Genomic DNA, 26768 nt, shown 5'->3' on the forward strand with positions numbered 1-26768 from the left:
ATAACGCATGAAACTTGATCAACTTTTGGGAAAAGCATTGGATTCATCCCTTTCTTCGGTTGAAATCAAGGGTGTTACAGCCGATTCACGAAAAGTATTACCCGGATTTCTGTTTGTTGCACTTAAAGGCAATAAGGGAGATGGCGGCGTTTACGCGGAGGATGCAGCAAAACGGGGCGCAGTTGCAATTCTAACCGACCATGATTTTAAACTGAAGTCGAAAAAAGTGCCGGTTTTGCGAGTTCCCGATGCACGTCACCAGCTTGCCATTGTTGCCGCACGGTTTTTTGGCAAGCAACCCGACACAGTTGTGGCCGTTACCGGCACCAGCGGCAAAACATCTGTGGCGTCATTTACGCGCCAGATCTGGAAGGATGCCGGTTTTGCAGCAGCAACGATCGGCACTATCGGTGTTATTACACCGACAAGAAACGAATATGGCTCACTCACGACCCCCGATCCGGTAAGATTACAACAAACAATGGCCGAACTTGTTGACGAAGGTGTGACCCATGTGGCCATGGAAGCGTCTTCCCATGGTATAGATCAATGCCGGCTTGACGGGGTGAAATTGAAAGCAGCAGCCTTTACCAATCTCGGTCGTGACCATATGGATTATCACCCGACTGTCGAGGATTATTTCAGGGCAAAAATGCGTTTGTTCGACACACTTTTGCCGAAAGATGCACCGGCCGTCATTTTTGCCGATGACAAGTTTTCGGAAGCGGCAATTGAACATGTCAAACGTGCAAAACGGAAAGTTCTGACCGTCGGTCGCAAGGGCGATTTTATCAAACTCCGTCATGTCGAGCATCAACGCTCACGTCAATTTGTCGATTGCATTGTCGATGGAGAGGTTTTCGAGTTCACCTTGCCACTTGCAGGCGATTTTCAGGTTTCCAACGCGCTGGTTGCCGGCGGGCTTGCCCTTGCAACCGGTGTTTCTGCTGCAGCAGTATTCCGTGCACTTGAACGGTTGCAGGGAGCACCGGGGCGGCTTGAACTTGTCGGTACAACAAAAGATAAAGCGGCAATCTATGTTGATTATGCCCATAAACCGGAAGCGCTGGAACAGGTTTTGCTTGCTGTAAAAGCATTCACCACCGGAAGAGTGATTGTGGTGTTCGGCTGTGGCGGTGACCGTGACAAGGGTAAACGCCCGATTATGGGAAGAATCGCTACCAAATATGCCGATATTGTTATTGTGACCGATGATAATCCGCGCACCGAAAATGCTGCCGAAATCCGTAGAGAAATTATGGCAGCAGCAAGCGGTGCCAAGGAGATCGGGGATAGACGCGAAGCCATCCGTTATGCCATTTCTCTGCTTCAGAGCGGCGATACATTGGTTGTTGCCGGAAAAGGGCATGAAAAGGGCCAAATTATCGGAACCGAAGTCCATCCTTTTTCTGACCATCAGGAAATAACGGAGGCCTTGGAAGGACAGCATAAATGATGCCATTATGGACGAAAGCCGAGTTACAAAAAGCAATTGATGGCGAGGTCATCGGCAATTTGCCGGATGAATTGTCAGGCGTTTCGATAGACAGCCGCACCGTAAAGCCTAACGAAATCTTTTTCTGTATCAAGGGCGAAAAACTCGACGGCCATGATTTTGCGGCGAAAGCTGCCGAGGCTGGCGCAGGCTTGTTGATTATCGAAAAAGCCCACAAAGCGGATCTCCAAAAGCTTGGCGTACCAATGATAGCGGTTAATGATGCGCTGAAGGCATTGGATGAGCTTGCAGTGGCAGCGCGGGCAAGATCAAGCGCAAAAATTATTGCTGTGACCGGATCTGTCGGCAAAACGACGACGAAAGAAGCACTGCGCCACTGTCTTGGAGCTGTCGGAAAAGTTCACGCCAATCCTGCGTCGTTCAATAATCAGTGGGGGGTACCGCTAACCCTTGCCCGTATGCCAGCCGATACAGATTACGGAGTGTTTGAAATCGGCATGAACCATTCTGGTGAAATCCGCCCATTGGTAAAAATGGTGCGGCCTCACTTAGCCATTATCACCAAGGTTGCTGCGGTGCATCTGGGATTCTTTTCAAGTATCGAGGAAATTGCAACTGCCAAAGCGGAAATTTTCGAAGGTGTCATCAAAGGCGGAACAGCTCTTCTTAACGCTGATGATGATTTTTTCCATTTTCTTTCCGATAAAGCGAAAGCCTGCGGGATTGAAAATATATTGAGTTTCGGCGAAGCCGATTTTGCTGATTACCGTTTGGAAAAACTCCATATGTTGGCCGACTGTTCAAGTATGAGTGTGAAGATTGGCAACGATGAAGCCATGGTGAAAGTAGCCGCTCCCGGGCGCCATATCGTGCAAGACTGTCTGGCAGTGCTCGGCGCGTGTGATTGCGTTGGTGCCGATATGGCGCATATTGTGATGGCAATGGCAACTTTTAGCGCCGAAAACGGGCGTGGTGCGCGTTATCATCTGGAACTGCCATCGGGCGGTACATTCACGCTGATTGATGAAAGCTATAACGCCAATCCCGCTTCGATGCGGGCAAGTCTTGAACTTTTGAAACAAGCACAAACCGGTGCACGCGGGCGCCGCATTGCCGTGCTTGGTGATATGCTCGAACTTGGCAAATATAGCGAAAAACTTCACCGCGAACTTGCCGAACCGGTTTTTGCCTCGGGTGCCAATCCGGTTTATCTCATCGGTCGTGAAATCGAACCTTTAAAAGAGGAGCTTACCAAAAAGCTCAAAGTCTATTTGAAAGAAAATGTCGAAGAGATTATCCCTCTCATTCTCAAAGATATTCATGATGGTGATGTCATCATGGTCAAATCATCGAATTCTATTCGCTCTTCGCGTGTTGTGTCGGCTTTGCTCGAACGTTATAAGAAAGCCAATTGAAAGTTAAAAAGGCCAAGCTTCCATGTTGATGTATTTTTCATCACTGACCGATATTCTGCCCGGTGTCGGTGTGTTCCGCTATATCACATTCCGCACCGGTGCGGCTTTGCTAACGTCGGGACTTATTGTTTTTCTGTTCGGACCAAGCATTATTGCTTCGTTGAAAGTACGTCAGGGCAAAGGCCAGCCAATTCGTGCCGATGGCCCGCAAACCCACTTCAAAAAAGCCGGTACACCGACAATGGGCGGTTTGATGATTTTAAGTGGCACGGTGGTTTCTGCACTTTTATGGTGTAACCTTGCCAATATCTATTTTTGGGTTGTGCTTCTCGTCATGTTGGCGTTCGGGGCAATCGGCTTTTATGATGATTATCTCAAAGTTACCAAACAAAGCGAAAAAGGCTTTTCGGGAAAAGCCCGTCTGACACTGGAATTTATCATTGCTATTGTAGCGTCCGGCGTCATTATGCATACGGAATCAACAGGTCTCGCACTTCCTTTTGTCAAAGATTATTTGCTCAATCTTGGCTGGTTTTTCATACCCTTTGCTGCTTTTGTCATGGTGGGATCCGGTAACGCGGTCAACTTCACCGATGGTCTTGATGGACTTGCTATTGTTCCGGTCATGGTTGCCGCTTCGTCATTTGCGCTCATCGCCTATTTGTCCGGCAATATCAATTTTGCCGATTACCTGCAAATCCATTATGTTGCGGGTTCGGGGGAACTTACCGTTCTTCTCGGCGCTGTTGTCGGAGCGGGACTAGGCTTTTTGTGGTTTAATGCGCCGCCGGCTGCGATTTTTATGGGCGACACCGGCTCGCTTGCACTTGGCGGCATGTTGGGTGCTGTTGCGGTTGCAACCAAACATGAAATCGTTCTTGCTGTCATTGGCGGATTATTTGTTATGGAAGCACTCTCCGTCATCATTCAGGTGTTCTGGTTCAAATTGACAGGAAAACGCGTTTTCCTCATGGCACCGATTCATCATCATTTCGAGAAAAAAGGCTGGACTGAAAGCCAGGTTGTAATACGCTTCTGGATTATTTCGATTGTACTTGCCCTGATCGGTCTTTCAACTCTCAAACTGAGATAAGCAAAATGATTATAGTCAATTCTTTCAAAAATAAAAAAGTAGCACTCTTCGGACTCGGTGGTTCGGGTGTTGCAACAGCAAAATCGCTTCTTGCCGGTGGTGCGGAAGTTCTCGCATGGGACGACAAGATGGAGACCGTCGAAAAAACGCGGGGCCAGAATATACCGGTGAGCGATCTTCATAACGTCGATTGGTCCAAAATTTCGGCTCTCGTTCTAGCTCCCGGTGTGCCGCTCACCAATCCGGAGCCCCACTGGACAGTCAAACTTGCAAAAGCGGCCGGTGTCGAAATTATCGGCGACATCGAACTGTTTATTCGCGAGCGCAACGCTTATCTCGAACATCATAAACTTTCCGACGAGGATATGCCATTCATTGCAATTACCGGCACCAATGGCAAATCGACTACAACAGCACTCATCAATCACCTATTGAACGAGAGTGGAAAATTGTCGGAAATGGGTGGCAATATCGGCACCGCTATTCTGTCGCTTGAAGCATTTGAGAAAAATCGTTTTTATGTGATTGAATGCTCGTCTTTCCAGATTGATCTCACACCGTCCATCAATCCGACTGTCGGCATTCTTCTTAATATCTCGCCAGATCATATCGACCGGCACGGGACATTTGCCCATTATTGCGAAATCAAGAAACGGCTGGTAAACGGCGCGAAAACGGCACTCGTTGCGGTTGATGATGAAAACTCGACAAAAATCTATGAAGAGCTTTTACATGACCATCATAAAGTTTATCCGGTATCAAAAGACAAGGTTTTGAAGAGCGGATATTATGCTGTTAAAGACGAGCTTTTTAGTGTGGAGAATGGCAAACCGGAAGCACGTTTGTCGCTTTCCGGAATTTCCTCGCTTCGCGGCAGCCACAATGCCCAGAATGCGTTAATGGCACTCGCCACCCTTGATATTTTGAAAATAAAACCGGTTGAATTGCAGCGGATCTTTGCCTCCTATGTCGGGCTGCCGCACCGTATGCAGCAGGTCAGAAAAATCGGCCATGCTCTTTATGTCGACGATAGCAAGGCAACCAATGCCGAGGCCAGTGCACCGGCACTTGCCACCTTTGACCATATTTACTGGATTATCGGTGGTCTTGCAAAAGAAGGCGGCATTAACGCTTTGAAAGATTATTTTCCAAAAATCCGTAAAGCCTATCTCATTGGTGATGCTGCGGAAGATTTCGCCCGCACTATCAACGGAGCATTTCCGATTTCAATGTCGGGAACACTGGAAAAAGCTGTTCAGGAAGCCCATCAGGATGCGGGGGCAGACAAAGCGGAAGAAGTGGCCGTTCTGCTTTCGCCTGCTTGTGCAAGCTATGACCAGTTTAAAAATTACGGCGCTCGCGGTGATGCCTTCAAGGCTTTTGTAAAAGCGTTGTAATCTCCGCTTTTGTTTCTCCTATATTTTATGGCTTCGGTTTAAGAACGCTGAAGCCATTTTTTTTGTCCAATAATTAAAAAGTTTAGTCGACGTTAACCAACCGGAATCCTTTTCGGCGTAATTTCAAGGGGCGAATGAGCAAAAGTTGTGCTTGACTGGATGATAGTGACAAAGGGGTTGAAATGGTTTCTCGTGCAGACCGTGGACCGATAGCCAATTGGTGGTGGACAATAGACCGGCCAATTCTGGCAGCCTGTCTCATGTTAATGGGGCTTGGCATTATGCTTTCCTTTGCTGCAAGTCCTACCGTTGCAAGCAAAATCGGTATTGCAGACAGCTTCTATTTTGTGCGTTGGCACATCATTTTCAGCTTCCCCGCACTTTTTACGATGATTTTTGTTTCCTTTTTTACTCCGCGCAACATTCGCCGGTTTTGTGCACTGCTATTGCTTGTAACGCTTGTTCTATTGGTCGCAACCTTATTATTCGGAGCTGAAGTCAAGGGGTCGAGGCGGTGGATTTCCGTGCTTGGCGTATCCGTTCAGGCATCCGAATTCATGAAACCGGCTTTCGTCGTTATGTCGGCATGGCTTTTTTCCGATCAGACCCGTAAAAATGGCATTCCCGGCTTTTTGCTTGCCATTATTCTTTATGCAACATGCGCATGCCTTCTGGTGCTTGAACCCGATATCGGGCAGACAATGCTGATCAGTGCCACTTGGGGCGGCTTGTTCTTCCTTGCCGGTGTGCCGATTTTCATTATTATTCTGTTCATCGGGCTTGCAATTGTCGGCGGTTTTGGTGCCTATCTCTTCGTTCACCACGTTCAGGAACGTGTCAACGGGTTTTTGACCGGCGAAGGCGATACTTTTCAGGTGGATGTCGGACGCGAAGCGATTTTGCATGGCGGCTGGTTCGGGCAGGGGCCGGGCGAGGGGACTGTCAAACGTATTGTTCCTGATAGTCACACCGACTTTGTATTTTCGGTGGCTGCGGAAGAATATGGCATTGTTCTTTGCCTGCTGATTGTTGCACTTTTTGCATTCATCGTTATCAGATCCATGAAAATTGCTATGAACGAACGGGATTCTTTTACCCGCTTTGCCATTGCCGGCATGGCTATTCTGTTCGGTTGCCAATCCATGATCAATATGGCAGTGAACTTGCACTTGATGCCACCAAAAGGCATGACTTTGCCATTTATCTCTTATGGCGGTTCGTCTATGGTGGCCATTGCGATTTCCATGGGAATCTTGTTGAGCTTGACGCGCAGACGCCCTGAAGCAAGGCTTTCCGCGTCGTTACCGACAATTATGCCGGCGGTGTAAAATGACTGATAAAAAAACAATTGTTCTGGTTGCGGGCGGCACCGGTGGCCATCTTTTTGCTGCTGAAGCTTTAAAAGGCGAACTCGTCCGGCGGGGCTATGATGTCCATTTGATTACCGATGACAGGGCGAGACGCTTTGTACGCACATTTGACGATGATCATGTGCACGTCATTCCCTCGGCAACCATAACGAGCAAAAATCCTTTCGCAGTTGCACGAACGCTCTGGCAACTCTTGAAAGGTGTGCGCGCATCACGGCGGCTATTCAGGAAATTGCGGCCGGTTCTTGTCGTCGGATTTGGTGGATATCCCACATTGCCACCGCTTTATGCGGCAAAGTCGATCGGTTTGCGCGCTTTTATTCACGAGCAAAATGCAGTGATGGGGCGCGCCAATAAAGCTTTGGCTGCACGGGTTGATGCGATTGCCGGTGGTTTTCTTGAAGATGAAGGGCAGTATAAAGACAAGATTGTTGTAACCGGCAATCCGGTTCGCGACGCGGTGATTGACGCCTCAAACCAGCCATATCGTCCGTCTGATGGAACTGATGTATTTAATCTGCTGATTTTCGGCGGCAGTCAGGGCGCTTCATTTTTCAACGAAGTTGTACCGGCGGCGGTAAAACTACTTGGCAATGATGTCAAAAAACGCCTCCATATTGTCCAGCAGGTCAGGGGCGACGATAAGGAACTCCTGGAAACCTATCGGAATCTCCAAGTCGAAGCCGAAGTTAAAGAATTTTTCGAGGATATGCCGAAGCGTATTGCCGATGCACATTTTATTATCGCACGGTCGGGCGCTTCGACAGTGTCGGAAATTGCAGCAATCGGTCGACCCGCTTTGCTTGTTCCTTATCCTTACGCACTTGATCACGATCAGGCAGCCAATGCTGCGAGGCTCGCGGCAACAGGTGCCGTTAAAGTGATGCAGCAGAAAGAACTTGATAGCCAAGAGCTTGCAAAAATGATTGATGCTGTTGCCAAAAATAGCACTCTTCTCGTTACACAGGCAAAAGCTGCCAAAACTGCAGGTCATAGAGATGCCACAAAAAAATTGGCAGATCTTGCAGAAGCATTGGTGGCGGGCAAAACAGTAAAAGAATATAAAGAAGGAGAAACTTCATGAAAATGCCCTTGAGTATTGGCCTTATCCACTTTGTAGGAATTGGGGGCATAGGCATGAGCGGTATTGCCGAAGTGCTCCATAATCTTGGTTATAAAGTTCAAGGTTCCGATCAGGCGGACAATGCCAATGTCGAGCGTTTGCGCGCCCATGGAATAAAAATTCATGTCGGCCACAGTGCCGATAATCTTGGGCAGGCAGAAGTTGTCGTTGTTTCAACCGCTATTCATAAAAATAATCCGGAATATATTGCAGCCAAAGAACGGCATTTGCCAATTGTAAGGCGGGCTGAAATGCTTGCAGAATTGATGCGTTTCAAACAGGCTGTTGCCATTGGCGGTACGCACGGAAAAACCACGACCACATCACTCATCGGCACGCTTTTGGAAGCCGGTAATATGGACCCGACTGTGATCAATGGCGGTATTGTCAACGCTTATGGTACCAATGCTCGTATGGGGGAAGGTGACTGGATGGTGGTCGAAGCCGACGAAAGCGATGGTACATTTTTGAAACTTCCTGCCGATGTTGCGGTTGTTACCAATATTGATCCTGAACATCTCGACCATTACGGCACGTTCGAGGCTGAACGTGAGGCTTACTTGCAATTTGTCGAGAATGTCCCCTTTTACGGTTTTGGCGTCATGTGTCTTGATCATCCGGAAGTGCAAGCATTGGTGAGCCGCATTGATGATCGCCGCGTTATTACTTACGGCTCTAACCCGCAGGCGGATGTGCGTTTTCTGAACCACCATATGGAAGGCCCGAAATCGCATTTCGATGTTGTCATCCGCTCGCGTAAAACCGGCGCGGTTATCGAGATGAAAAAACTGGTTTTGCCAATGCCTGGCCGTCATAATGTTCTTAATGCCACGGCAGCCATTGCTGTTGCCCACGAACTTGGCGTTTCTGATGACGCCATTATCAAAGGATTGGCGGGCTTTGGTGGTGTCAAACGCCGCTTTACCCATACCGGTAGCTGGAACGGAGTGGAAATTTTCGATGACTATGGACACCATCCGGTTGAAATAAAGGCTGTGCTGAAAGCAGCGCGTGAAAGTGTAAAAGGTCGTGTGATTGCTATTGCGCAGCCACACCGTTATACACGCCTTCATAACCTTTTTGACGAATTTGCCACCTGTTTCAATGATGCCGACACAATTCTCGTCGCTCCGGTTTATCCGGCCGGAGAAGACCCGATTGAAGGTGTTAACTCGAAAGCTCTGGTTGACCGGATCAAAACTGCCGGCCACCGTGATGCTCGTTATATTGCCGACCCGAAAGAAATCGCTCCGATCGTGAGAAAAATTGCAAAGCCCGGTGATTATGTTGTGTTCCTCGGGGCTGGCAATATTACACAATGGGCTTATGCTCTCCCCAATGAATTGGCAGATCTTGATAAAAAATAAGTTTTAGTTAGATGATAGATGGCGAAGCACTTTTAAAGCGGTTGCAACCTTCTCTTGAAGGTATAAGAGGGCGAATTCACCCGAATGTGGATATGAGCAAAGTCACCTGGTTTCGAGCCGGTGGCCTTGCCGAAGTCTTCTATCAACCGGCAGATGAAGCCGATCTAGCGGTTTTTTTAAAAAAATTGCCGCGGGATGTGCCGATAACAATTGTCGGCATCGGTTCCAATTTGTTGATACGTGATGGCGGCATTGCCGGCGTAACAATCCGCCTTTCGGCTAAAGGCTTCGGCGAAACCCAGCAAGTTTCGCAGACGCGTATTTTTGCCGGTGCCGCAACGACCGATAAAAGGCTTGCTTCTGTTGCCCTTGAGGCGGGAATTTCAGGCTTTCATTTTTATTGTGGCATACCGGGTGGTCTCGGTGGAGCATTGAAGATGAATGGCGGTGCGAATGGCGGTGAAACAGCGCAACATGTTGTTGAAGTCTATGCACTCGACCGCGAAGGAAAACGCCATATCCTCAATCTATCGGATATGCACTATTCCTATCGTCAATCAAAAGTCGACGATGGTTTGATCTTTGTTGGAGCACTGCTTGAAGGCCAAAAAGGTAATAAGGAAGATATCAAGAAAGCCATGGACGAGGCCATTCGTCACCGTGAAGAGGTTCAACCGATCCGCGAAAAAACCGGTGGTTCAACCTTCCGTAACCCGGAGGGCACGTCGGCTTGGAAAGTCATTGATGAAGCAGGTTGCCGTGGTTTGACAATTGGTGGTGCCGAGATGAGCACCATGCACTGCAACTTCATGATCAACACCGGCAATGCAACTGCCTATGATCTCGAGCTTTTAGGCGAAACAGTAAGGAAACGAGTGTTTGAAAAAACCGGAATTAACCTCCATTGGGAAATCAAACGTATAGGCCAATTTGTGACCGGTAAAGAAGTCAAGCCATTTGTGCCGTCTCCTTCAGATAACGCATAAATAATGGAAGGATGAGCTTATTACGATGGCTCGTCCAGTTACCATAGATGACTGTAAGTGGAAATTATCGCAACAACTAGAATAATTTTTCGGGAAATGGACGGTTGCTCGTCTGTCTATTTCAATTCTTGCGATGTTTGTTCATTCCTATGCTTGTTGCCTTTGAAGCGCCGCAAGTCATCACAAAACGCTTTAATAAGTTAAAAATAAATACAATCTGTTTTTTATAAATAAAATTTATTGCGAATTTTCTTATAAAATAAGAAATGTTTGGCATAAAACCAATTTATGCGTTTGTTATTTTGATTAAGCAAATACAGAATACGATTTAAAGTGTTATTAAATATTAGCGTGGAAAAAATGAAACTGCTTTGGAATGGCTGTGTTTCCTTGCAAACCACTAGGCGAAAATTTTATGATAACACTTGGTTATTTATGATTTTTTATTGCCATTACGCATCAAAAAACGGAAACTATTTCGGTGAAGAAAGCGGGCAAACAGTTGGTAGCAATAAATATAGAAAAATTTTCTAAAAATATAAATGTTTCAATTTGAAATTTTCACGTTTTTCAGAGATGCGAATTTTATGCTTCTTCGAAAAAGCCAAGCATGAAAAAAAACTGAAAAAAATCTATGAGTCATTTCAAGGGGATGAACGGAATTTCACCTTACGAATCAGCATCTTGCACTTTGCAGGACTTGTCATGGAAGGCCGATTCTGATTCATTATGGTTAACGCTAGTCCATTGATTCGCAAGGATGATTTGGAATTCAAAACGATCAATTGTATCGGTTTGATGCAAGGGGACTAAATATAGTAGTTGCTGAGGGAGCTTTTGAGCATGGCAAGCAAGCACGTTGCCGTATTGATGGGTGGTTTTTCTTCTGAAAGGCCGATCAGTTTGTCCTCCGGCGCAGCCTGTGCGGAAGCTCTCGAAAGTGTCGGCTATAAAGTCACCAAAGTGGATGTCGGGCGTGATGTTGCTTCGAAACTGGCCGAAATAAAACCTGATGTCGCGTTCAATGCTTTGCACGGAATTTTCGGTGAAGATGGGCGCATTCAGGGCATATTGGAATTTTTGCAAATTCCCTACACCCATTCGGGTGTTCTGGCATCTGCTCTTGCTATGGATAAAGGGCGGGCAAAAATTGTTGCCTCGGCAAATGGCGTCTCGGTGGCACCGTCACGTGTTATGAACCGTTTTGAAATTGGCAAAACTCATCCGATCGAACCACCTTATGTCATTAAGCCTGTCTATGAAGGGTCAAGTTTCGGCGTTGTTATTGTCAAAGCCGGTCAGAACACACCGCCCGCAGAAATAACCGGTTCATCCTGGCATTATGGTGATGATGTTATTGTTGAAAAATACGTTGCCGGACGTGAGCTTACGTGCACAGTTTTGGGCGACAAAGCACTGGATGTTTGCGAAATTGTGCCGGATAAAGAATTCCAGTTCTACGATTTTCAATCAAAATACAAACCGGGCGGGTCAAAACACGTTTGTCCTGCATCACTTTCACCAAATATTTACCAAAATGTGCAAAGGATGTCGGTAGCGGCACATCAGGCATTAGGGTGCAAGGGTGTTAGCCGTTCGGATTTTCGTTATGACGAGGAAAAGGGTGAGTTGGTCTGGTTGGAAATCAATACGCAACCCGGAATGACACCGACATCACTTGTTCCCGATATGGCGAAAGTTTCAGGTCTTTCATTTGGTGACCTCGTAAAATGGATGGTGGAGGACGCGTCGTGTATGCGTTGAACAGTCAGAACGGAGATGGTTTTTCGACGCCTGTCATGTCGAATTTGCCCCGCCTCTACAGGCGGTTGCGGCGTACTGTCTCGCAACTCGTTTTGGCCGATATCGAGCTGCCACGCCATTTTGGCACGTTTGCAGCAGTTCTTTTTTTAGGGGCAACGGCTCTCTATGGTATTTCAGCCGGTGGCCACACCGATGAGGTGGTGAAAGCTACTACCTCGACATTCGGTTTTGCAGTTGAAGATGTGGAGATTGCCGGCAATAACAGAATGTCGGAACTTGACGTTCTTTCGGCGCTTGGACTTGACGGCGAAACTTCAATGATAGGTTTTGATGCTGTTGAAGCGCGTAAAGTTTTAAGCGAATTGCCGTGGGTGCAATCGGTTGATGTGCAAAAAATCTATCCCGATCGCGTACGTGTTTCGCTTGTCGAACGCCAGCCATACGCCGTCTGGCAACATGGCGATGACCTTGACATTATCGATAATGACGGCAGGGTTATCGTTCCTTTCAAGCCCGGTCTTGCTGGTGATTTACCACTTGTTGTCGGTATTGGTGCCGATAAAAAAGCATCGGGCTTTGTACATGAATTAGCAGCTTTTCCCGAAATTCAGGAACATGTACGGGCTTATATACGTGTTGGTGACCGACGTTGGGATGTACTTCTTGATAATGGTGTTCGCATCAAATTGCCGGAAGTCAATGCTATGGCGAGACTTGCCGATGCAGTCAAAGCAGATAAGGAACAAGGGCTTTTTTCACGTGATGTGCTGAGTGTTGATTTACGGCTTCCTGATCGTATTACCGTTGCACTGTCGGACGAGGCAGTGGAACGACGCAATAACGTTGTTAAGGAAGAAGAGCGTCGCTTGAAGGCGCAGAAGGCAGGTCACGCATGAATTTGCTTGGTTCAGGCCATAACGGATTGCGCAAGGCACGCCTGTTGACGGTGCTTGATATGGGGTCAAGCAAGGTTGTTTGTGTCATTGCCCGTTTGCGCCCGTTTGATCATATGCAATATCTTCCCGGCCGCACGCACCATATCGAAATATTGGGGTTCGGTGTACAGCGCTCTCGTGGAATAAAGTCCGGCGTCGTCATGGATATGGCAGCAGCCGAACAATCTGTTCGCTTGGCAGTTGATGCAGCCGAGAAAATGGCTGGCCTCATTGTCGATTCACTGATCGTCAATTTTTCGTCTGCCCGCTTGAGAAGCGTTGTCGTTCATGGTGAATATGATGTAAGCGGTCGTGAAGTTTCTTTGCGCGATGTCCGCTCGGTTCTGGCGAGTGCTTCGCAAAAGGCTTTCGAGCTTGATCGTCATATTGTTCATTCAATACCTCTTAGTTATTCGCTGGATAGTGAAAAAGGCATTTCCGACCCTGTCGGAATGACCGGTAATTTGCTTGGCGTAGATGTTCATGTTCTAACCGCAGAAACTGTACCGTTGCGAAATCTGGAAGCCTGCATCAATCGTGCCCACATCAGTGTTGAAGCAATGGTTGCAACACCATTTGCAAGTGGCCTTGCAGTTCTGGTCGATGATGAAGCGCGTTTGGGCGCTGCCTGCATTGATATTGGTGGTGGCACCACGACATTTTCTGTTTTTTCGGATAACCGTTTTGTTCATGCCGATGCCATTCCTGTTGGCGGCAATCATGTAACACTTGATATTGCCCGCGGTTTTTCGATGCCTCTTGAAGATGCCGAAAGGCTCAAGGTTATGCACGGGTCGACACTTCCCGGAGGCGTCGATGACCGCCATATGATCAGTATTTCGCCGATTGCCGACGAGCGTAGTGAAATGCAATATCCGCGCGCTGTGCTTACCCGGATTATTCAGGCACGGGTTGAAGAAATTCTTGAAATGGTGCGTGACCGTTTGAACCGCTCGGGCTTCGGTCATGTCATTGGAAAGCGTATCGTGTTGACTGGCGGCGGGAGCCAGTTAACTGGTTTGCCGGAAACGGCGAGAAAAATATTGGGACGCAATGTGCGGGTCGGCCGTCCACTCGGAGTATCGGGGCTGCCGACTTTGGCAAAAGGATCTGCTTTCTCGGCAGTCGTCGGTTTGATGATCTATCCGCAGACAACAAGTTTCGAGGAAAAAATTGTCCATACGATCGGTCAACTCAAGACTGGTACGGGGGGACGGTTTCAACGCGTAGGCCAATGGCTGCGCGAGAGTTTTTGAGTTGTTGAGTTATGTTTTTAAAATTCTACCGCTAAGGGCTTTGCGGTGTACTTATTGAGAAGGAAAAGACAATGACAATCAATCTGCACGGGCCAGATATTACAGAATTGAAGCCACGCATCACTGTTTTTGGCGTCGGTGGTGGCGGCGGTAATGCAGTCAACAACATGATCAATGCCGGATTACAAGGTGTTGATTTTGTTGTCGCCAACACAGATGCGCAAGCGCTTACCATGTCAAAGGCTGATCGTGTGATCCAGCTTGGTGCAGCGGTAACCGAAGGTCTGGGCGCCGGTGCACTTCCGGAAGTTGGTCAGGCGGCTGCCGAAGAATGTCTCGACGAGATTGTCGATCATCTTGGTAATTCGCATATGGTCTTCATCACTTGTGGTATGGGGGGTGGCACCGGAACCGGTGCAGCACCAGTGGTTGCCCGTGCAGCAAGAGAAAAAGGCATTCTGACAGTTGGTGTCGTGACCAAGCCCTTCCAATTTGAAGGTGCCCGTCGCATGAAAACTGCCGAAGCAGGCATTGAGGAATTGCAAAAATGTGTTGATACATTGATTGTTATTCCAAACCAGAACCTGTTCCGCATTGCAAATGAACAGACAACTTTTGCCGATGCGTTCATGATGGCCGATCAGGTGCTTTATTCGGGCGTTGCTTCGATCACCGATCTGATGATCAAAGAAGGCCTTATCAATCTTGATTTTGCCGACGTACGTTCGGTCATGCATGAAATGGGTCGTGCAATGATGGGAACCGGTGAAGCTTCCGGTGAAAATCGTGCACTTGCTGCTGCGGAAGCGGCCATTGCCAATCCGTTGCTTGATGAAACATCAATGCGCGGTGCACGCGGCTTGTTGATTTCGATTACAGGTGGTCGCGATCTTACCTTGTTCGAGGTTGACCAGGCTGCAAACCGCATCCGCGAAGAAGTCGATGCCGATGCCAATGTTATTTTTGGTGCCATTGACGACGAGTCGCTTGAAGGTGTCATCCGCGTTTCGGTTGTTGCAACCGGCATTGATCGCGCGAATGTAGAAGGCGCCGATACCGACGGACAAGGAAGCCAAATTGCAAGTCCGGTTCGTAAACTCGAAAATTCGGCTGCTCCGCAAAATGGTCCTAAGGCACAGTTGTCTGGCACCAAGGCCCAGCCAATGGTTGAAGTTATGGAAGCTCTCGAACTGGAAATGAATAGACCGGTTGAAGAACCGTTCCGTCCGCAAAGCGAAATTTTCAAAACGCCGATGTCAAATGGCAATGCTATTCCCCAGCGCGCCAACCCACAAATCCAGGCTTCGTCTACAGTGCATGCACAACCGCAGCAAATGCCGCAAACACCGCGTATGCAGCAGGCTCCGCGCTTGGCACAACCGCAAGCATCTGCTGCGCCGGTTAACATGGAAGCAACAGCCCGCGTACTCGACGAAATGACGGAAGTGCCGTCAATGCGTGAAAAACAACCGGCACCGCAATCGCGTCCTGCACCTGTCAGAATGCCGGAATTGCGTGATTTTCCGTCGGTTGCCCGCGAAAAAGCCAATGCGGCAGCACATCGTCAACCGGCTCAGCAGGGACCACGTAGCCTCTGGCAGAAACTGACACAGAGCCTTATCCATCGTGACGAGGAACCGACTGCACGGTTGGAACCTCAACGCAAGCAAAATCGTGAGCCGGTCTTACCCGCACAGGAAAATCGCCGTCAGCTTTCATCTGACGCTGCAGTTTATGCACCGCGCCGTCAGCAGGCGGCTGAACCGCAAATGCGCCCTCAGACGCAACAACGGCAACCTGTCAGTGAAGAAGAACAGTTGGAAATTCCGGCTTTTCTGCGCCGTCAGGCAAACTGAATAAATGGTAATAATAATTCGGCTTTCCGGAATGGAAAGCCGATATAATAAAAAGCCCCAATAACCTTCTCAAAATTACCGCTGTTTTTTTAAACAGCGGTTTTTTTTGCGTTTTATAAATTTTTCCTAATTTTTCTTTATTAATTCCGGTTTTTAAATGAGCTTATCATGAACGATTGCTGATTTTATGGCAAGCACGCTCGGGAACAGATTTTTGAAAATATAGTGATAGAGACAGCGGAAATTCGACCGACCATCAGTCAATACATTATCTCTTCGGGAGGTTAATTCATGAAGCTATTCATTGTATCGCGTGGCCACGTTTTTGCTTTTTTATTGATTTCGGGGTTCGATAACTCGCCGAACGTATGCAAGAGTTTGGAAAGAGGCTCTGTCGTTGCATAATCGCTCATTCCAATAAAATAACAATGAAAGCTTGAAATGGCTAAAGTCGGGAATGCGGTGTGACTACCTTTAATAAATGCGGAAAGAATTTGTTTAAATTGAAGTGAAACCGAGAAAAAAGAGGTTAGAATTTTTCTCATTTCAAACTGGTGAAATGCACGCCGATGCAAAAGTGGATTTTCGGATTTCGAACCTGCAAGAAACTGCGGTTCACAAATAGACAGGTTAAAAGATATCCGATGTACAAATTCCGGTAAATCAAAAGGCGATTTTTGCGCTGGATGAAGAGAAACGAAATTCAATGTCGAAGATTGTTGACAATAGTGCTATGTGAAAGAAAGTTTCGATAAGCCTCACAAAGGGAAAATCTTTCAACTATGGTTGGCAAACATAAGAATTCTCATTTTGATCCCCATTACCAGTCGACTTTGGCGAAGTCTGTTACGTTAAGCGGACACGGTGTTCATAGCGGACTTGCCTCGACTGTGATAATCCATCCGGCAGAAGTCGGCGAGGGGATCGTGTTTATAAGATCGACCCCGACAGGTGAAAAAAAGAAATTCCGTGCCATCTCGGCAGAAACCGGAGCAACCGAGCGTTCGACGAGCTTGGGAACGGGCGCGGTGCGTGTTGAAACGATCGAACATCTGATGGCCGCAATCAGCGCCTATAATCTAGATAACCTTCATATTGAAGTATCACAGAACGAACTACCCATTCTCGACGGGGGATCATGGAGTTACTCTAAAGCTTTTGACGAGGCAGGCATCGTCAACCAGAAGGCCAAACGCAAATTTATTGTCATAAAAAAAACTGTACGAGTCGAATCAGCGACCGGTTTTGCCGAGATCGAGCCGTTTGAAGGTAGACGTTTTGATGTTTCGATCGAATTTCCAACGCCGATAATCGGAAAGAGTACATTCGTTTTTGATTGCGAGCCGGAAAAGTTCAAGGAAGAGATTTCAAAAGCCCGCACATTCGGCTTTCTCAAAGATGTGGAAACTTTATGGGCTGCTGGTATGGCACTCGGTTCCTCCCTGGAAAATTCAATTGTTATTGATGCAGATGACAAGGTGATAAACCCTGGCGGAACCTATTATGAAAACGAATTTGTTCGCCATAAATTGTTGGATGCCATTGGTGATACAGCATTGACAGGTTCACCTTTTATAGGTCTTTTCCGTTCTTTTCGCGGTGGACATTCGCTGAATGCGAAGCTCGTAAAAGCGTTGCTTCAGGATACTTCCGCATTCGAGACCAAAGAATTTTGATGGAAATTGACTTCCAATACTTTAGTTTTCAGGGAATTGCCATAATTCAGTCTATAACGAATGATTGACCGAGTGAGTAAAAATCGGCTAATCCAATGTTAATGTTATAGGTTGATAATAGCTGGTTATAACCTCCCATGACTTCTATTCGGGCAAGGACATGTTCCCGGTGTTGTCTTTTGGGTTTTGATAAACAAGGGAATGCCGGAAGGCCGGAGAGAGCATGACGAAGTTGAATTCGTATATTATGGATGCTGGAAGCAAAAAATCCACTATCGTACGTAAAGTCCTGATCGGGCTGATGCTTGGCAGCGTATGCCTGACAGCCGGTTGTTCGAAAAAAGATAAAGATGTCGATTTGACATCGTATGTCGAAAAGATCGATCCGCCGGATGTTCTTTACAATCAGGCTCTGGCCAACCTTGATGCAGGTCGTTTGAGCGAAGCTGCAAAAAAATTCGATGCGGTTGATCGCCAGCATCCTTATACCGAATGGGCTCGTAAAGCTCTGGTCATGGGGGCTTTCACCAATTACCGCAAAGGCAACTATGATGAAGCGGTCAATATGGCCAAGCGCTATATTGCCCTTTATCCGACATCCGAAGAAGCTGCATACGCCTATTACATCATCGGCCTTTCCTACTTCAGACAGATTCCCGATATTACGCGCGACCAGAAAGACACAAAGCGCGCAATTGCCGCTATGCAGGAAGTTGTCGACCGCTATCCGAATTCGGAATATGTCGATGATGCCAAGACCAAGATACGTTTCGGCCGCGAACAGCTTGCCGGTAAAGAAATGCAGATTGGCCGCTATTATCAGGAGCGTAAGCAATATCTTTCGGCTATCAAGCGTTACCGCACCGTTGTCGAAGAATATTCGAATACAAACCAGATCGAGGAAGCGCTCTATCGTTTGACAGAAGCAAACTATGCTTTGGGTTTAACATCGGAAGCGCAAACGGCTGCTGCCGTTCTTGGACAAAACTATCCGGAAAGCAAATGGTATAAGGATGCCTTCAACCTGCTGCAAAAGGGTGGTGTCGCTCCTCAGGAAAACAAAGGATCGTGGATATCCCGCGCTTTGAATAAAACCGGTCTGAAAAAAGGCTCTTGACCCTAGATGCTTGTACAGCTTTCGATCCGCGACATCGTTCTGATCGAAAGGCTCGATATCAACTTTGAAACGGGCCTGTCGGTACTCACTGGTGAAACCGGTGCCGGCAAGTCTATTCTGCTTGATTCGCTTTCGCTTGCACTCGGGGGGCGAGGTGATGCTTCCCTTGTGCGCCATGGTGCAGAAAGCGGGCAGGTAACGGCTGTTTTTGATGTGCCGATTGACCACCCTGCCAGAAAACTTATCAAAGAAAATGGCCTTGATGACGAAGGTGATATTATCCTTCGCCGCATCCAGTCTTCGGATGGTCGTTCGCGAGTTTTCATTAACGATCAGGCGGCAAGCGTTGCTCTGATGCGTGACGTTGGCCATGAGCTTGTTGAAATCCATGGGCAGCACGCCGATCGTGCGCTTGTCGATATTGCCTCCCATCGCGATCTTCTTGATGCCTATGGACGTGTAGACGATGACCTTAACGCGGTGAGAGAACGTTATCGCCATTGGCATGATCTCGAAACAACGTTGAAGAAACATCGCGAAAAAGTTGCAGAAGCTTTGCGCGAGGCGGACTATTTGCGCTCGTCTGTTGAAGAACTGGATAAGCTTAGCCCCGAGGCTGGGGAAGAAGAAAGTTTGGCAATCCGGCGTACCGATATGATGAAAGCCGAAAAAATTGCAGGCGACATCAATGAGGCCGGAGATATGTTGAACGGCGCGCAATCACCGGTTCCGGTTTTGGCAAATCTCGTTCGGCGGCTTGAAAGGAAAATTCCCGAAGCAGAAGAACTTGTCAAACCGATCGTGGATTCAATCGATAATGCGCTTGAAGCTTTGGCCCTTGCACAAGATAGCGTTGATGCAGCCATGAGCGCTCTCGATTTTGACCCGCAAGAATTAAGCAATGTCGAAGAACGGTTGTTTGCTTTGCGTGCCGCCGCACGTAAATATAATGTTCCAGCCGACAATCTGTCGGAGTTGCGCGACAAGATGGATCAGGATTTGAAAGATATTGATGAGAGCGAGGAAACCGTCGGAAAACTTGAAAAAGAAGTTGCTGCAGCCCTTGCCGATTATGACAAGGCGGCCGGACGGCTTTCGCAAAAACGGCATGAACGGGCAGAAGAATTGACAAAAGCCGTCATGGCCGAATTGCCTGCTCTCAAGCTTGAACGTGCGGAATTTATCGTCAATATTGAGAGCAACAAAGATGAACGTACGCCCGAAGGAATAGACAGGGTTGAATATTGGGTGCGCACAAATCCCGGAACACGAGCAGGTCCGATGATGAAGGTGGCCTCGGGCGGTGAATTGTCGCGTTTTCTTTTGGCTTTGAAAGTGGCTCTTGCCGATCGGGAGTCTGCTCCGACACTGGTCTTTGATGAAATTGATACCGGGGTCGGCGGTGCAGTTGCCGACGCTATCGGGCAGAGGCTGTCTAGACTTGCCAAAGGTGTACAAGTGCTTTCTGTAACCCACGCGCCACAAGTGGCTGCCCGTGCCGACAGCCATTTCCTGATATCCAAATCCGAACATGGGGATGGTGACCGCCTGATTACGCGTGTCCATAAACTCGACATGGATGAACGCGCCGAGGAAATTGCACGCATGCTTGCAGGCGAACATATTACCGATGAAGCCCGCGCCGCGGCATTGAAACTGCTTAATGCAAAATAGAAAACACCAAATTTAAGTAGCGGCGTAAAAGCTCAACGATTTCAAAGTCTGTTGTTCGGCAATTCGTTTAATCAATCGAAGTCAAGCGGCTGGCTAATTCATCAAGCGACTGGCTATATGATTTTGAAAAAAGGTTGGATCATTCGCATCAGAAAAGCCGGAATGCGTTATAATAGTGCCGCATAATCTTGCAGCAAATCTTGAAGAAATAGCTGTCTAAAGCCAACATTACGGCCAAGTGAATCCGGAAACAATCAGAAACAAGGAAAGGTCGACCTGCATATTTTTTTGACCGATAGTTTTGTTTCCTTGTCGGATATTCCGGGTACCGTGTTCATCATTCTTTTTAATATTCGGCAATAAAAACAACGACGACTGACCTCTATTCCAACGGAATTCTATTTTTATCAAAAGTCCGGACATTATGCCGAAGTCGGGAGGATTTGATTTATCTATGGAAAAAGTTCCAGAAAGTCGATTTTGCGAAGTTTTACGTATCTGTTATTTTGCTAGAGGTATGGTCTTCGAGAAATGCGATGTATTTTCTCATCAAACCGACAGTAAGCAACGAGTTCGATTTTTCCGTCAAATTGTTCATGGCTTCAGCGGAATGTCGATAAATTGATAAAATAAAAGTGTGGCACCAATGGTTGGTTGTGGTTCTTTCGCATTTTATCCGCTAAACATATGGTCACATATTAAAAATGGGCCATATTCAATGTTTGTTTTCATGAAATAGAAAACGGTTAGCGATGATATTGTCAGGCTTATTTTTAAGAATTCTGGAAACCGATGATGCAAGATATTTCAGTTGATGATCTTACAGCCGAACAGGCAAAACTGGAACTGGAACGGTTGGCAAAAGAAATTGCCCACCATGATTATTTATATAATACCAAGGATCAGCCGGAAATATCGGATGGCGAATATGATGCGCTCCGCCGGCGTAACAACGCCATTGAACAGCGTTTTCCGGAATTGATCAGGCCGGATTCGCCTTCCCGCAAAGTTGGCGCCAAGGTTTCCGAAAAATTTGAAAAAGTGCGTCATCGCATCCCGATGCTTTCGCTTGATAATGCTTTTTCAGATCAGGATGTTTACGATTTTGTTGACCGTATCCGGCGGTTTTTGCGGCTGAAAGATGATGACGAGCTTGATATCAGCGCCGAGCCGAAGATTGACGGCTTGTCACTGTCTTTACGATATGAAAACGGAAAACTCGTAACAGCAGCAACCCGCGGTGACGGAACGGTGGGTGAAAATGTTACCGCCAATGCGTTGACGATTTCCGATATTCCACATGTTTTGAAAGGCAATTATCCCGATCTTATCGAGGTTAGGGGCGAATGCTATATGGCGCACGCCGATTTTCAGGCGCTGAACGAGCGCCATGAAGCTGAACACAAGCAGGTTTTTGCCAATCCCAGAAATGCTGCTGCTGGCTCCTTGCGCCAGCTTGATGCCAGCATTACCGCGCGGCGTAAACTCAAATATTTCGCATATGCCTGGGGCGAGGTCAGCCGCATGCCGGCCGATACGCAATTGGGTATGATGGATGTCTTCCGCTCTTACGGTTTTACAGTTAATCCTTTAACGAAACTCTTTCATTCGGCCGACGGGCTGCTTGAACATTTTCATGCAATCGAAGAACAACGTGCCGATCTTGACTATGATATTGATGGTGTGGTCTATAAGGTCAATGACCTTGCGCTCCAGCAGCGGCTCGGTTTTATTTCGCGTTCTCCAAGATGGGCAATTGCCCATAAATTTCCGGCTGAACGGGCTATGACCATTCTGAAAGCCATTGATATTCAGGTGGGGCGCACAGGTGCCTTGACACCGGTTGCCCGTCTCGAACCGATTACGGTTGGTGGCGTGGTGATTACCAATGCTACACTTCATAATGAAGATTATATCAAGGGTATTGGCAATAAAGGGGAAACTATCCGGGGCGGCAGGGATATTCGAGTTGGCGACACGGTAGTCATCCAACGCGCCGGTGACGTTATTCCGCAAATTGTCGATATTGTGGAAGAGCGCCGCCCGAAGACGGCCGAGCCTTATGTCTTTCCCCATATTTGTCCAGCTTGCGGGAGTCACGCAGTGCGGGAAGAGGGGGAGGCCGTTCGTCGTTGTACAGGTGGCCTTATTTGTCCGGCGCAAGCAATGGAGCGCATACGTCATTTTGTTTCCCGCAATGCCTTTGACATAGAGGGGCTTGGTGAAAAACAGGTTGAATTTTTCTTCAATACTGAAGACAAGAATTTGGCAATCCGCAGCCCCGTTGACATATTTACTCTTGAAACGCGCCAGAAGACAGCATTGAGTAAATTGGAAAATCTTGAAGGTTTCGGACGCACATCGGTTCATAAACTTTATGATGCAATCAATGCCCGCCGGCAAATACCGCTAAGCCGGTTTTTATACGCTTTGGGTATTCGCCATGTTGGCGAAGTCAATGCAAGAAGACTTGCACGAGCTTATAAAAGCTATAATGCTTTCGAAAAGGTTGCTTTGGCGGCACGTTATCCGGAAGAAAATAGCGGCGAAAGCGGAAATGATGCATGGAACGAGCTCACCAATATTGAAGGCATAGGCTTTATTGTTGCCGAAGCTGTTGTCGATTTCTATGGTGAGGAACATAACCGCAATATTTTGCAAGCCTTGCTTGCCGAAGTCACTCCTTTGGATGAAGTTTTGCCGGTTACCGACGGGTCGCCCGTACAGGGCAAAACAATTGTGTTTACCGGTTCGCTGGAGCGCATGTCCCGTGACGAAGCAAAGGCAATGGCAGAAAGATTGGGGGCGAAAACTGCCGCATCTGTTTCGAAGAAGACAGATCTTGTCGTGGCTGGCCCCGGAGCAGGTTCAAAATTGACAAAAGCACAGGAGTTGGGTGTGCAAATCATTGACGAAGATCAGTGGTTCAAACTGATTGGTGAGGAAGATGCGTAAAGCGGCGCCACCGGAATTTCACGCAAAAATCGCGCCATCGACAGAGCCACGTTATATTTTAGGCATCTGCCTTGCACTTGCTGCAACCGTTATTTTTGCCTGTCAGGATGCCATGACCAAAACGCTGGTTCATAACTATCCGGCTACTTTTATTGTTATGGTGCGCTATTGGGTGTTTTTCCTCGCCGGTGTCTATATGGCTAAAACGGCAGGTGGGGGGCTTATTGCCAATATCAAAAGCAAGCGCCCGATTGTCCAATGTTTGCGTGGTCTGTTGCTTCTTCTGGAACTCATTGCCATTGCTTTGGCTTTTCGTGTTATGGGACTTGCCGAAGCGACATCCATTTTCCAGTCCTATCCGCTTTTTGGTACGATCATAGCGGTATTTCTGTTGAAGGAAAAAGTTGGCTGGAGAAGAGTGTGTGCGCTGGTTATCGGCTTTGTCGGTATTTTGATTATGCTGCGACCTGGAAGTGGTGTATTATCGGTGGGTGCAATCTGGGCACTCGTTGCGGCATTGTTTTTCGCCCTTTACATGGCTTTGACACGCCTTGTTGGCGGTATTGACAAGCCACAAACTTCGTTTTTCTATGTCGGGCTTGTCGGGCTTGTTGTTATGAATCTGGGGCTTCCGTTCTTCTGGGTTCATATGGATAGCCATTATGTATGGATACTCGTGGCTTTGTGCTTTACCTCTGTTGTCGGTCATTTTTTAATGATCAAAGCGTTGAGCCTTGCGCCTCTTACAGTGGTTCAGCCGTTCAACTATTTGCAGCTCGTATGGTCGGTTATCATCGGCTATATTGTCTTCGGTGATATGCCGGATATATTGACGTTGGTTGGTGCTGCTCTGGTAGTGGGAAGCGGTTTGTTTGTATTCTTCCGCGAACAGGTAAAGACAGCAAAAATCGTTGTGAAGTAACGCGAAAGAAACCTCGTGCACTCGAAAGCTTGTCTCTCCCGTCGAGTTATGAAGCGGGCTGGCGGTTATAAGGCAAAAATGAGCCGCAATTTCGGGATATTCATCGCCCGATATTTCACCTTTATCGTCTGCGCTCTGCTGAGTGCCGCATTGGAGCCTTTGCCACGTCGGATTGGTGAAAGCGTTCAATTCTTTTGCAAGGATATAGCGATTTATACCCGTACTCAAAATCATTTATGATATGTGGTTTATATTTACGTTCGTTGGCGCCGCTTTTGCGAGGAGGCCAAACGTTTTGCCTCACTCGTTCTTGCGTTTTGGTCTTGTAAGCATAGTCCATCTCTGAAGACCACCTTTAGTCTTTATAGGCTACGGTAGTTGCTGAAAGGTTATTGTGCAGTGACAAGTGACCAAACTTGCGGAATGAAAAACGCGAAAGATTTTTCTTTCGCGTTTTATTTCAATTTCATAGAGGTTGCGTTGCTGCCTCAAGCCATTTGCGATCAACCTCATCAAGGTGTGGTGCGTTTTCTTTCATGACACGGGCATGATAGGCGTTTAGCCATTCGCGTTCCTCATTCGTCAGCATATCAACGGCAATAAGGTTACGGTCGATCGGGCAGAGAGTGAGAGTCTCGAAACCGAGCATATCAATATCGCCACCCTTGACAGGTTCGGCCGGTTTGACAACAAGCAGGTTTTCTATGCGGATGCCGAATGCACCTTCGCGATAATAGCCCGGTTCATTGGAAACAATCATTCCAGGTAAAAGTTCTTGCCCACCACGTTTTGAAATGGTTTGCGGCCCCTCATGAACAGCAAGATAGGAGCCGACGCCGTGTCCCGTGCCATGGGCAAAATCCAGTCCGGCTTTCCATAAAGCGATACGCGCCAGAACATCAACATCCTGCCCACGTGTGCCTTTCGGAAAACGCGCCGAGGAAAGGTCGATCATACCTTTGAGAACGAGTGTGAAACACCGTTTTTCTTCCGAGTCTGCATGGCCGATTGCAACGGTGCGGGTGACATCGGTTGTGCCATCACGATATTGCGCACCGGAATCAACGAGATAAAGCTCGCCTTCATTGAGCGGCCGGTTGGTTGCAGTATTAACCCGATAATGGATAATAGCACCATCGCTACCACTTCCCGAAATCGTATCAAATGACAGGTCTTCGAGTTTTGAACCCATCTTCAAGGCAGTGTCGGCACGAAAACTCTCAAGTTTCGTCGCTGCCGAAATCTCGTCCACTGTGGCGGGTTTCTGTCGTGAAAGCCAAGAGAAAAACCGGCAGAGAGCCACACCATCGCGCGCATGGGCCTGGCGGCTTCCTTTAAGCTCAGCCTCGTTTTTGATTGCGCGCGGCAAACGTGCCGGATCGCGCAAATCCTTAATTATACCGCCATGATCGACAATCACCTGACGCAATTTCTCGGCTGAAAGTTGCCCATCAAGTGAAAAGCAAGTTTTCGACTGCGCCTCTTTTGTGATTTCGCCGATTAATGCGGAAGGTTCGAAAATGTCGACATAACGGGCTAGATATTGCTTTTCATTTTCTCCAAGCTTTCGCTGGTCGATAAATAATGACGGCCGGCCTTTTGCCCGAAGAATAGCGAACGACAAGGAAAAAGGTGTATTGGAAACGTCATTGCCGCGGATATTGAAAACCCATGCAATCGACGAGGGGTCTGTCAATATAACGAGATCGCAACCGTCTTTTTTCAAGCTCTCTGCCATCAATTCAAGCTTTTTATCGGCTGGAACGCCAGCATAGTCGAGGGGCTGGATCGTGACCGGCGTCAGCGGCGGTTCCGGTTGGTCATGCCAGATGAGATCGACGAGATTTTTGTCCGTGCCGACAAGTTTGCCATGTACCTTTTCCTCAACAGCTTTCTTCAAGGCCTTGACGCCGTTGACAGTATGAAGCCAGGGATCAAAGCCGATATTCAAACCTTTGGTATTTTGTTCAAGCCAAAGGGAAGGTGGGCAGGAAACGAGATCGGCATAAGTGAATATTTTTCCGTCTGTCTGGTTGCGCACCTGCAAAGTGTAGCGCCCGTCAACGAAAATAACCGCTTTATCCTTCAAAATCAGTGCAACACCGGCCGAGCCGGTAAAACCGGTGAGCCATTGCAGCCGCTGCGCATGGGGAGGCACATATTCCCCCTGATGCTCGTCCGCTCTTGGCACCAGATAGCCATCAAGCCCGAGTTTTTCCATTTCCTTGCGTAGCGCGGAAACACGCGGTCTAGCGTTATCGGGATTTGTTGCAATTTCAAATGATTGAAACATAAAATCGCCTCTGATTGTCTAGTCGGTGAAAGAATTATGATCGCTATGATCGGGCAATTCTATCACCTGTTATTTTTGTGAAATGGCCAAATGTCCGATTGTTTATTGGCCAC

General features: G+C 47.7%; 18 protein-coding genes. 17 read left to right on the forward strand and 1 reads right to left on the reverse strand.

The window, feature by feature from the left end; all coding sequences use genetic code 11:
• Positions 1-7 precede the first annotated feature (7 nt).
• The 17 genes from PEB0122_RS08585 to PEB0122_RS08675 all read left to right on the forward strand — a co-directional run bounded on the left by PEB0122_RS08585 (position 8) and on the right by PEB0122_RS08675 (position 24362).
• Complete coding sequence (locus tag PEB0122_RS08585; protein ID WP_075916726.1) at positions 8-1456, forward strand: UDP-N-acetylmuramoyl-L-alanyl-D-glutamate--2,6-diaminopimelate ligase; 1449 nt, start codon at positions 8-10, stop codon at positions 1454-1456.
• Positions 1453-2871, forward strand: a complete 1419-nt coding sequence (locus tag PEB0122_RS08590; protein ID WP_075916728.1) for a UDP-N-acetylmuramoylalanyl-D-glutamyl-2,6-diaminopimelate--D-alanyl-D-alanine ligase — start codon at positions 1453-1455, stop codon at positions 2869-2871. Before PEB0122_RS08585 ends, PEB0122_RS08590 begins: the two co-directional genes overlap by 4 nt.
• A 22-nt stretch (positions 2872-2893) precedes the next feature.
• A complete protein-coding gene (mraY, locus tag PEB0122_RS08595; RefSeq protein WP_075868714.1) occupies positions 2894-3964 on the forward strand; it encodes a phospho-N-acetylmuramoyl-pentapeptide-transferase in 1071 nt (356 codons plus the stop codon).
• A gap of 5 nt (positions 3965-3969) precedes the next feature.
• Positions 3970-5361, forward strand: a complete 1392-nt coding sequence (murD, locus tag PEB0122_RS08600; protein ID WP_075916730.1) for a UDP-N-acetylmuramoyl-L-alanine--D-glutamate ligase — start codon at positions 3970-3972, stop codon at positions 5359-5361.
• A gap of 182 nt (positions 5362-5543) precedes the next feature.
• Complete coding sequence (locus PEB0122_RS08605) at positions 5544-6689, forward strand: FtsW/RodA/SpoVE family cell cycle protein (RefSeq protein ID WP_075916732.1); 1146 nt, start codon at positions 5544-5546, stop codon at positions 6687-6689.
• Position 6690: 1 nt separating this feature from the next.
• Complete coding sequence (murG, locus tag PEB0122_RS08610) at positions 6691-7815, forward strand: undecaprenyldiphospho-muramoylpentapeptide beta-N-acetylglucosaminyltransferase (protein WP_075916734.1); 1125 nt, start codon at positions 6691-6693, stop codon at positions 7813-7815.
• Positions 7812-9221 (forward strand): UDP-N-acetylmuramate--L-alanine ligase, encoded by a 1410-nt coding sequence (gene murC, locus PEB0122_RS08615; protein WP_075916736.1) that lies wholly within the window; start codon positions 7812-7814, stop codon positions 9219-9221. The genes murG and murC overlap by 4 nt, the downstream gene beginning before the upstream one ends.
• A gap of 11 nt (positions 9222-9232) precedes the next feature.
• Complete coding sequence (murB, locus tag PEB0122_RS08620) at positions 9233-10207, forward strand: UDP-N-acetylmuramate dehydrogenase (RefSeq protein ID WP_083639710.1); 975 nt, start codon at positions 9233-9235, stop codon at positions 10205-10207.
• An 843-nt stretch (positions 10208-11050) separates the two neighbouring features.
• On the forward strand, positions 11051-11971 hold the full coding sequence (locus tag PEB0122_RS08625) for a D-alanine--D-alanine ligase (RefSeq protein ID WP_075914219.1): 921 nt from the start codon (positions 11051-11053) through the stop codon (positions 11969-11971).
• The gene (locus tag PEB0122_RS08630; RefSeq protein ID WP_083639709.1) at positions 11938-12867 is read left to right on the forward strand and encodes a cell division protein FtsQ/DivIB; all 930 of its coding nucleotides are present in this window, start codon (positions 11938-11940) and stop codon (positions 12865-12867) included. Before PEB0122_RS08625 ends, PEB0122_RS08630 begins: the two co-directional genes overlap by 34 nt.
• Positions 12864-14162 carry a cell division protein FtsA gene (gene ftsA / locus PEB0122_RS08635; RefSeq protein WP_075916738.1) on the forward strand — a complete coding sequence of 433 codons (1299 nt, stop codon included), beginning with the start codon at positions 12864-12866 and terminating at the stop codon, positions 14160-14162. The genes PEB0122_RS08630 and ftsA overlap by 4 nt, the downstream gene beginning before the upstream one ends.
• Before the next feature lie 71 nt (positions 14163-14233).
• Positions 14234-16018 (forward strand): cell division protein FtsZ, encoded by a 1785-nt coding sequence (ftsZ, locus tag PEB0122_RS08640; RefSeq protein ID WP_075916740.1) that lies wholly within the window; start codon positions 14234-14236, stop codon positions 16016-16018.
• 782 nt (positions 16019-16800) lie between these two features.
• The gene (lpxC, locus tag PEB0122_RS08650) at positions 16801-17694 is read left to right on the forward strand and encodes a UDP-3-O-acyl-N-acetylglucosamine deacetylase (RefSeq protein WP_075916744.1); all 894 of its coding nucleotides are present in this window, start codon (positions 16801-16803) and stop codon (positions 17692-17694) included.
• A 223-nt stretch (positions 17695-17917) separates the two neighbouring features.
• Complete coding sequence (locus PEB0122_RS08655) at positions 17918-18811, forward strand: outer membrane protein assembly factor BamD (RefSeq protein ID WP_075868688.1); 894 nt, start codon at positions 17918-17920, stop codon at positions 18809-18811.
• A 6-nt stretch (positions 18812-18817) separates the two neighbouring features.
• Positions 18818-20485, forward strand: coding sequence for a DNA repair protein RecN (gene recN, locus PEB0122_RS08660; RefSeq protein WP_075916746.1), 1668 nt, complete (start codon positions 18818-18820; stop codon positions 20483-20485).
• 795 nt (positions 20486-21280) lie between these two features.
• A complete protein-coding gene (gene ligA, locus PEB0122_RS08670; RefSeq protein ID WP_075916879.1) occupies positions 21281-23440 on the forward strand; it encodes an NAD-dependent DNA ligase LigA in 2160 nt (719 codons plus the stop codon).
• Positions 23433-24362 carry a DMT family transporter gene (locus PEB0122_RS08675; RefSeq protein WP_075916748.1) on the forward strand — a complete coding sequence of 310 codons (930 nt, stop codon included), beginning with the start codon at positions 23433-23435 and terminating at the stop codon, positions 24360-24362. The genes ligA and PEB0122_RS08675 overlap by 8 nt, the downstream gene beginning before the upstream one ends.
• A 466-nt stretch (positions 24363-24828) precedes the next feature.
• On the opposite strand, the gene PEB0122_RS08680 is transcribed toward PEB0122_RS08675, so the two are convergent.
• Complete coding sequence (locus PEB0122_RS08680) at positions 24829-26655, reverse strand: aminopeptidase P family protein (RefSeq protein WP_075916750.1); 1827 nt, start codon at positions 26653-26655, stop codon at positions 24829-24831.
• Positions 26656-26768 lie beyond the last annotated feature (113 nt).

It is taken from the genome of Ditibartonella apis (assembly GCF_001952075.1).
GTDB classification, from domain to species: Bacteria; Pseudomonadota; Alphaproteobacteria; order Rhizobiales; family Rhizobiaceae; genus Bartonella; species Bartonella apis.

Excerpts from the sequence above, each read along its gene's own strand:
- PEB0122_RS08625 (WP_075914219.1), top strand. The coding sequence starts at position 11,051 with ATGGCAAGCAAGCACGTTGCCGTATTGATGGGTGGTTTTTCTTCTGAA.
- PEB0122_RS08675 (WP_075916748.1), top strand. The coding sequence starts at position 23,433 with ATGCGTAAAGCGGCGCCACCGGAATTTCACGCAAAAATCGCGCCATCG.
- ligA (WP_075916879.1), top strand. The coding sequence starts at position 21,281 with ATGCAAGATATTTCAGTTGATGATCTTACAGCCGAACAGGCAAAACTG.
- recN (WP_075916746.1), top strand. The coding sequence starts at position 18,818 with ATGCTTGTACAGCTTTCGATCCGCGACATCGTTCTGATCGAAAGGCTC.
- murD (WP_075916730.1), top strand. The coding sequence starts at position 3,970 with ATGATTATAGTCAATTCTTTCAAAAATAAAAAAGTAGCACTCTTCGGA.
- PEB0122_RS08680 (WP_075916750.1), bottom strand. The coding sequence starts at position 26,655 with ATGTTTCAATCATTTGAAATTGCAACAAATCCCGATAACGCTAGACCG.
- PEB0122_RS08655 (WP_075868688.1), top strand. The coding sequence starts at position 17,918 with ATGACGAAGTTGAATTCGTATATTATGGATGCTGGAAGCAAAAAATCC.
- mraY (WP_075868714.1), top strand. The coding sequence starts at position 2,894 with ATGTTGATGTATTTTTCATCACTGACCGATATTCTGCCCGGTGTCGGT.
- PEB0122_RS08630 (WP_083639709.1), top strand. The coding sequence starts at position 11,938 with ATGGATGGTGGAGGACGCGTCGTGTATGCGTTGAACAGTCAGAACGGA.
- murC (WP_075916736.1), top strand. The coding sequence starts at position 7,812 with ATGAAAATGCCCTTGAGTATTGGCCTTATCCACTTTGTAGGAATTGGG.
- PEB0122_RS08585 (WP_075916726.1), top strand. The coding sequence starts at position 8 with ATGAAACTTGATCAACTTTTGGGAAAAGCATTGGATTCATCCCTTTCT.
- ftsA (WP_075916738.1), top strand. The coding sequence starts at position 12,864 with ATGAATTTGCTTGGTTCAGGCCATAACGGATTGCGCAAGGCACGCCTG.
- PEB0122_RS08605 (WP_075916732.1), top strand. The coding sequence starts at position 5,544 with ATGGTTTCTCGTGCAGACCGTGGACCGATAGCCAATTGGTGGTGGACA.
- ftsZ (WP_075916740.1), top strand. The coding sequence starts at position 14,234 with ATGACAATCAATCTGCACGGGCCAGATATTACAGAATTGAAGCCACGC.
- lpxC (WP_075916744.1), top strand. The coding sequence starts at position 16,801 with ATGGTTGGCAAACATAAGAATTCTCATTTTGATCCCCATTACCAGTCG.
- PEB0122_RS08590 (WP_075916728.1), top strand. The coding sequence starts at position 1,453 with ATGATGCCATTATGGACGAAAGCCGAGTTACAAAAAGCAATTGATGGC.
- murB (WP_083639710.1), top strand. The coding sequence starts at position 9,233 with ATGATAGATGGCGAAGCACTTTTAAAGCGGTTGCAACCTTCTCTTGAA.
- murG (WP_075916734.1), top strand. The coding sequence starts at position 6,691 with ATGACTGATAAAAAAACAATTGTTCTGGTTGCGGGCGGCACCGGTGGC.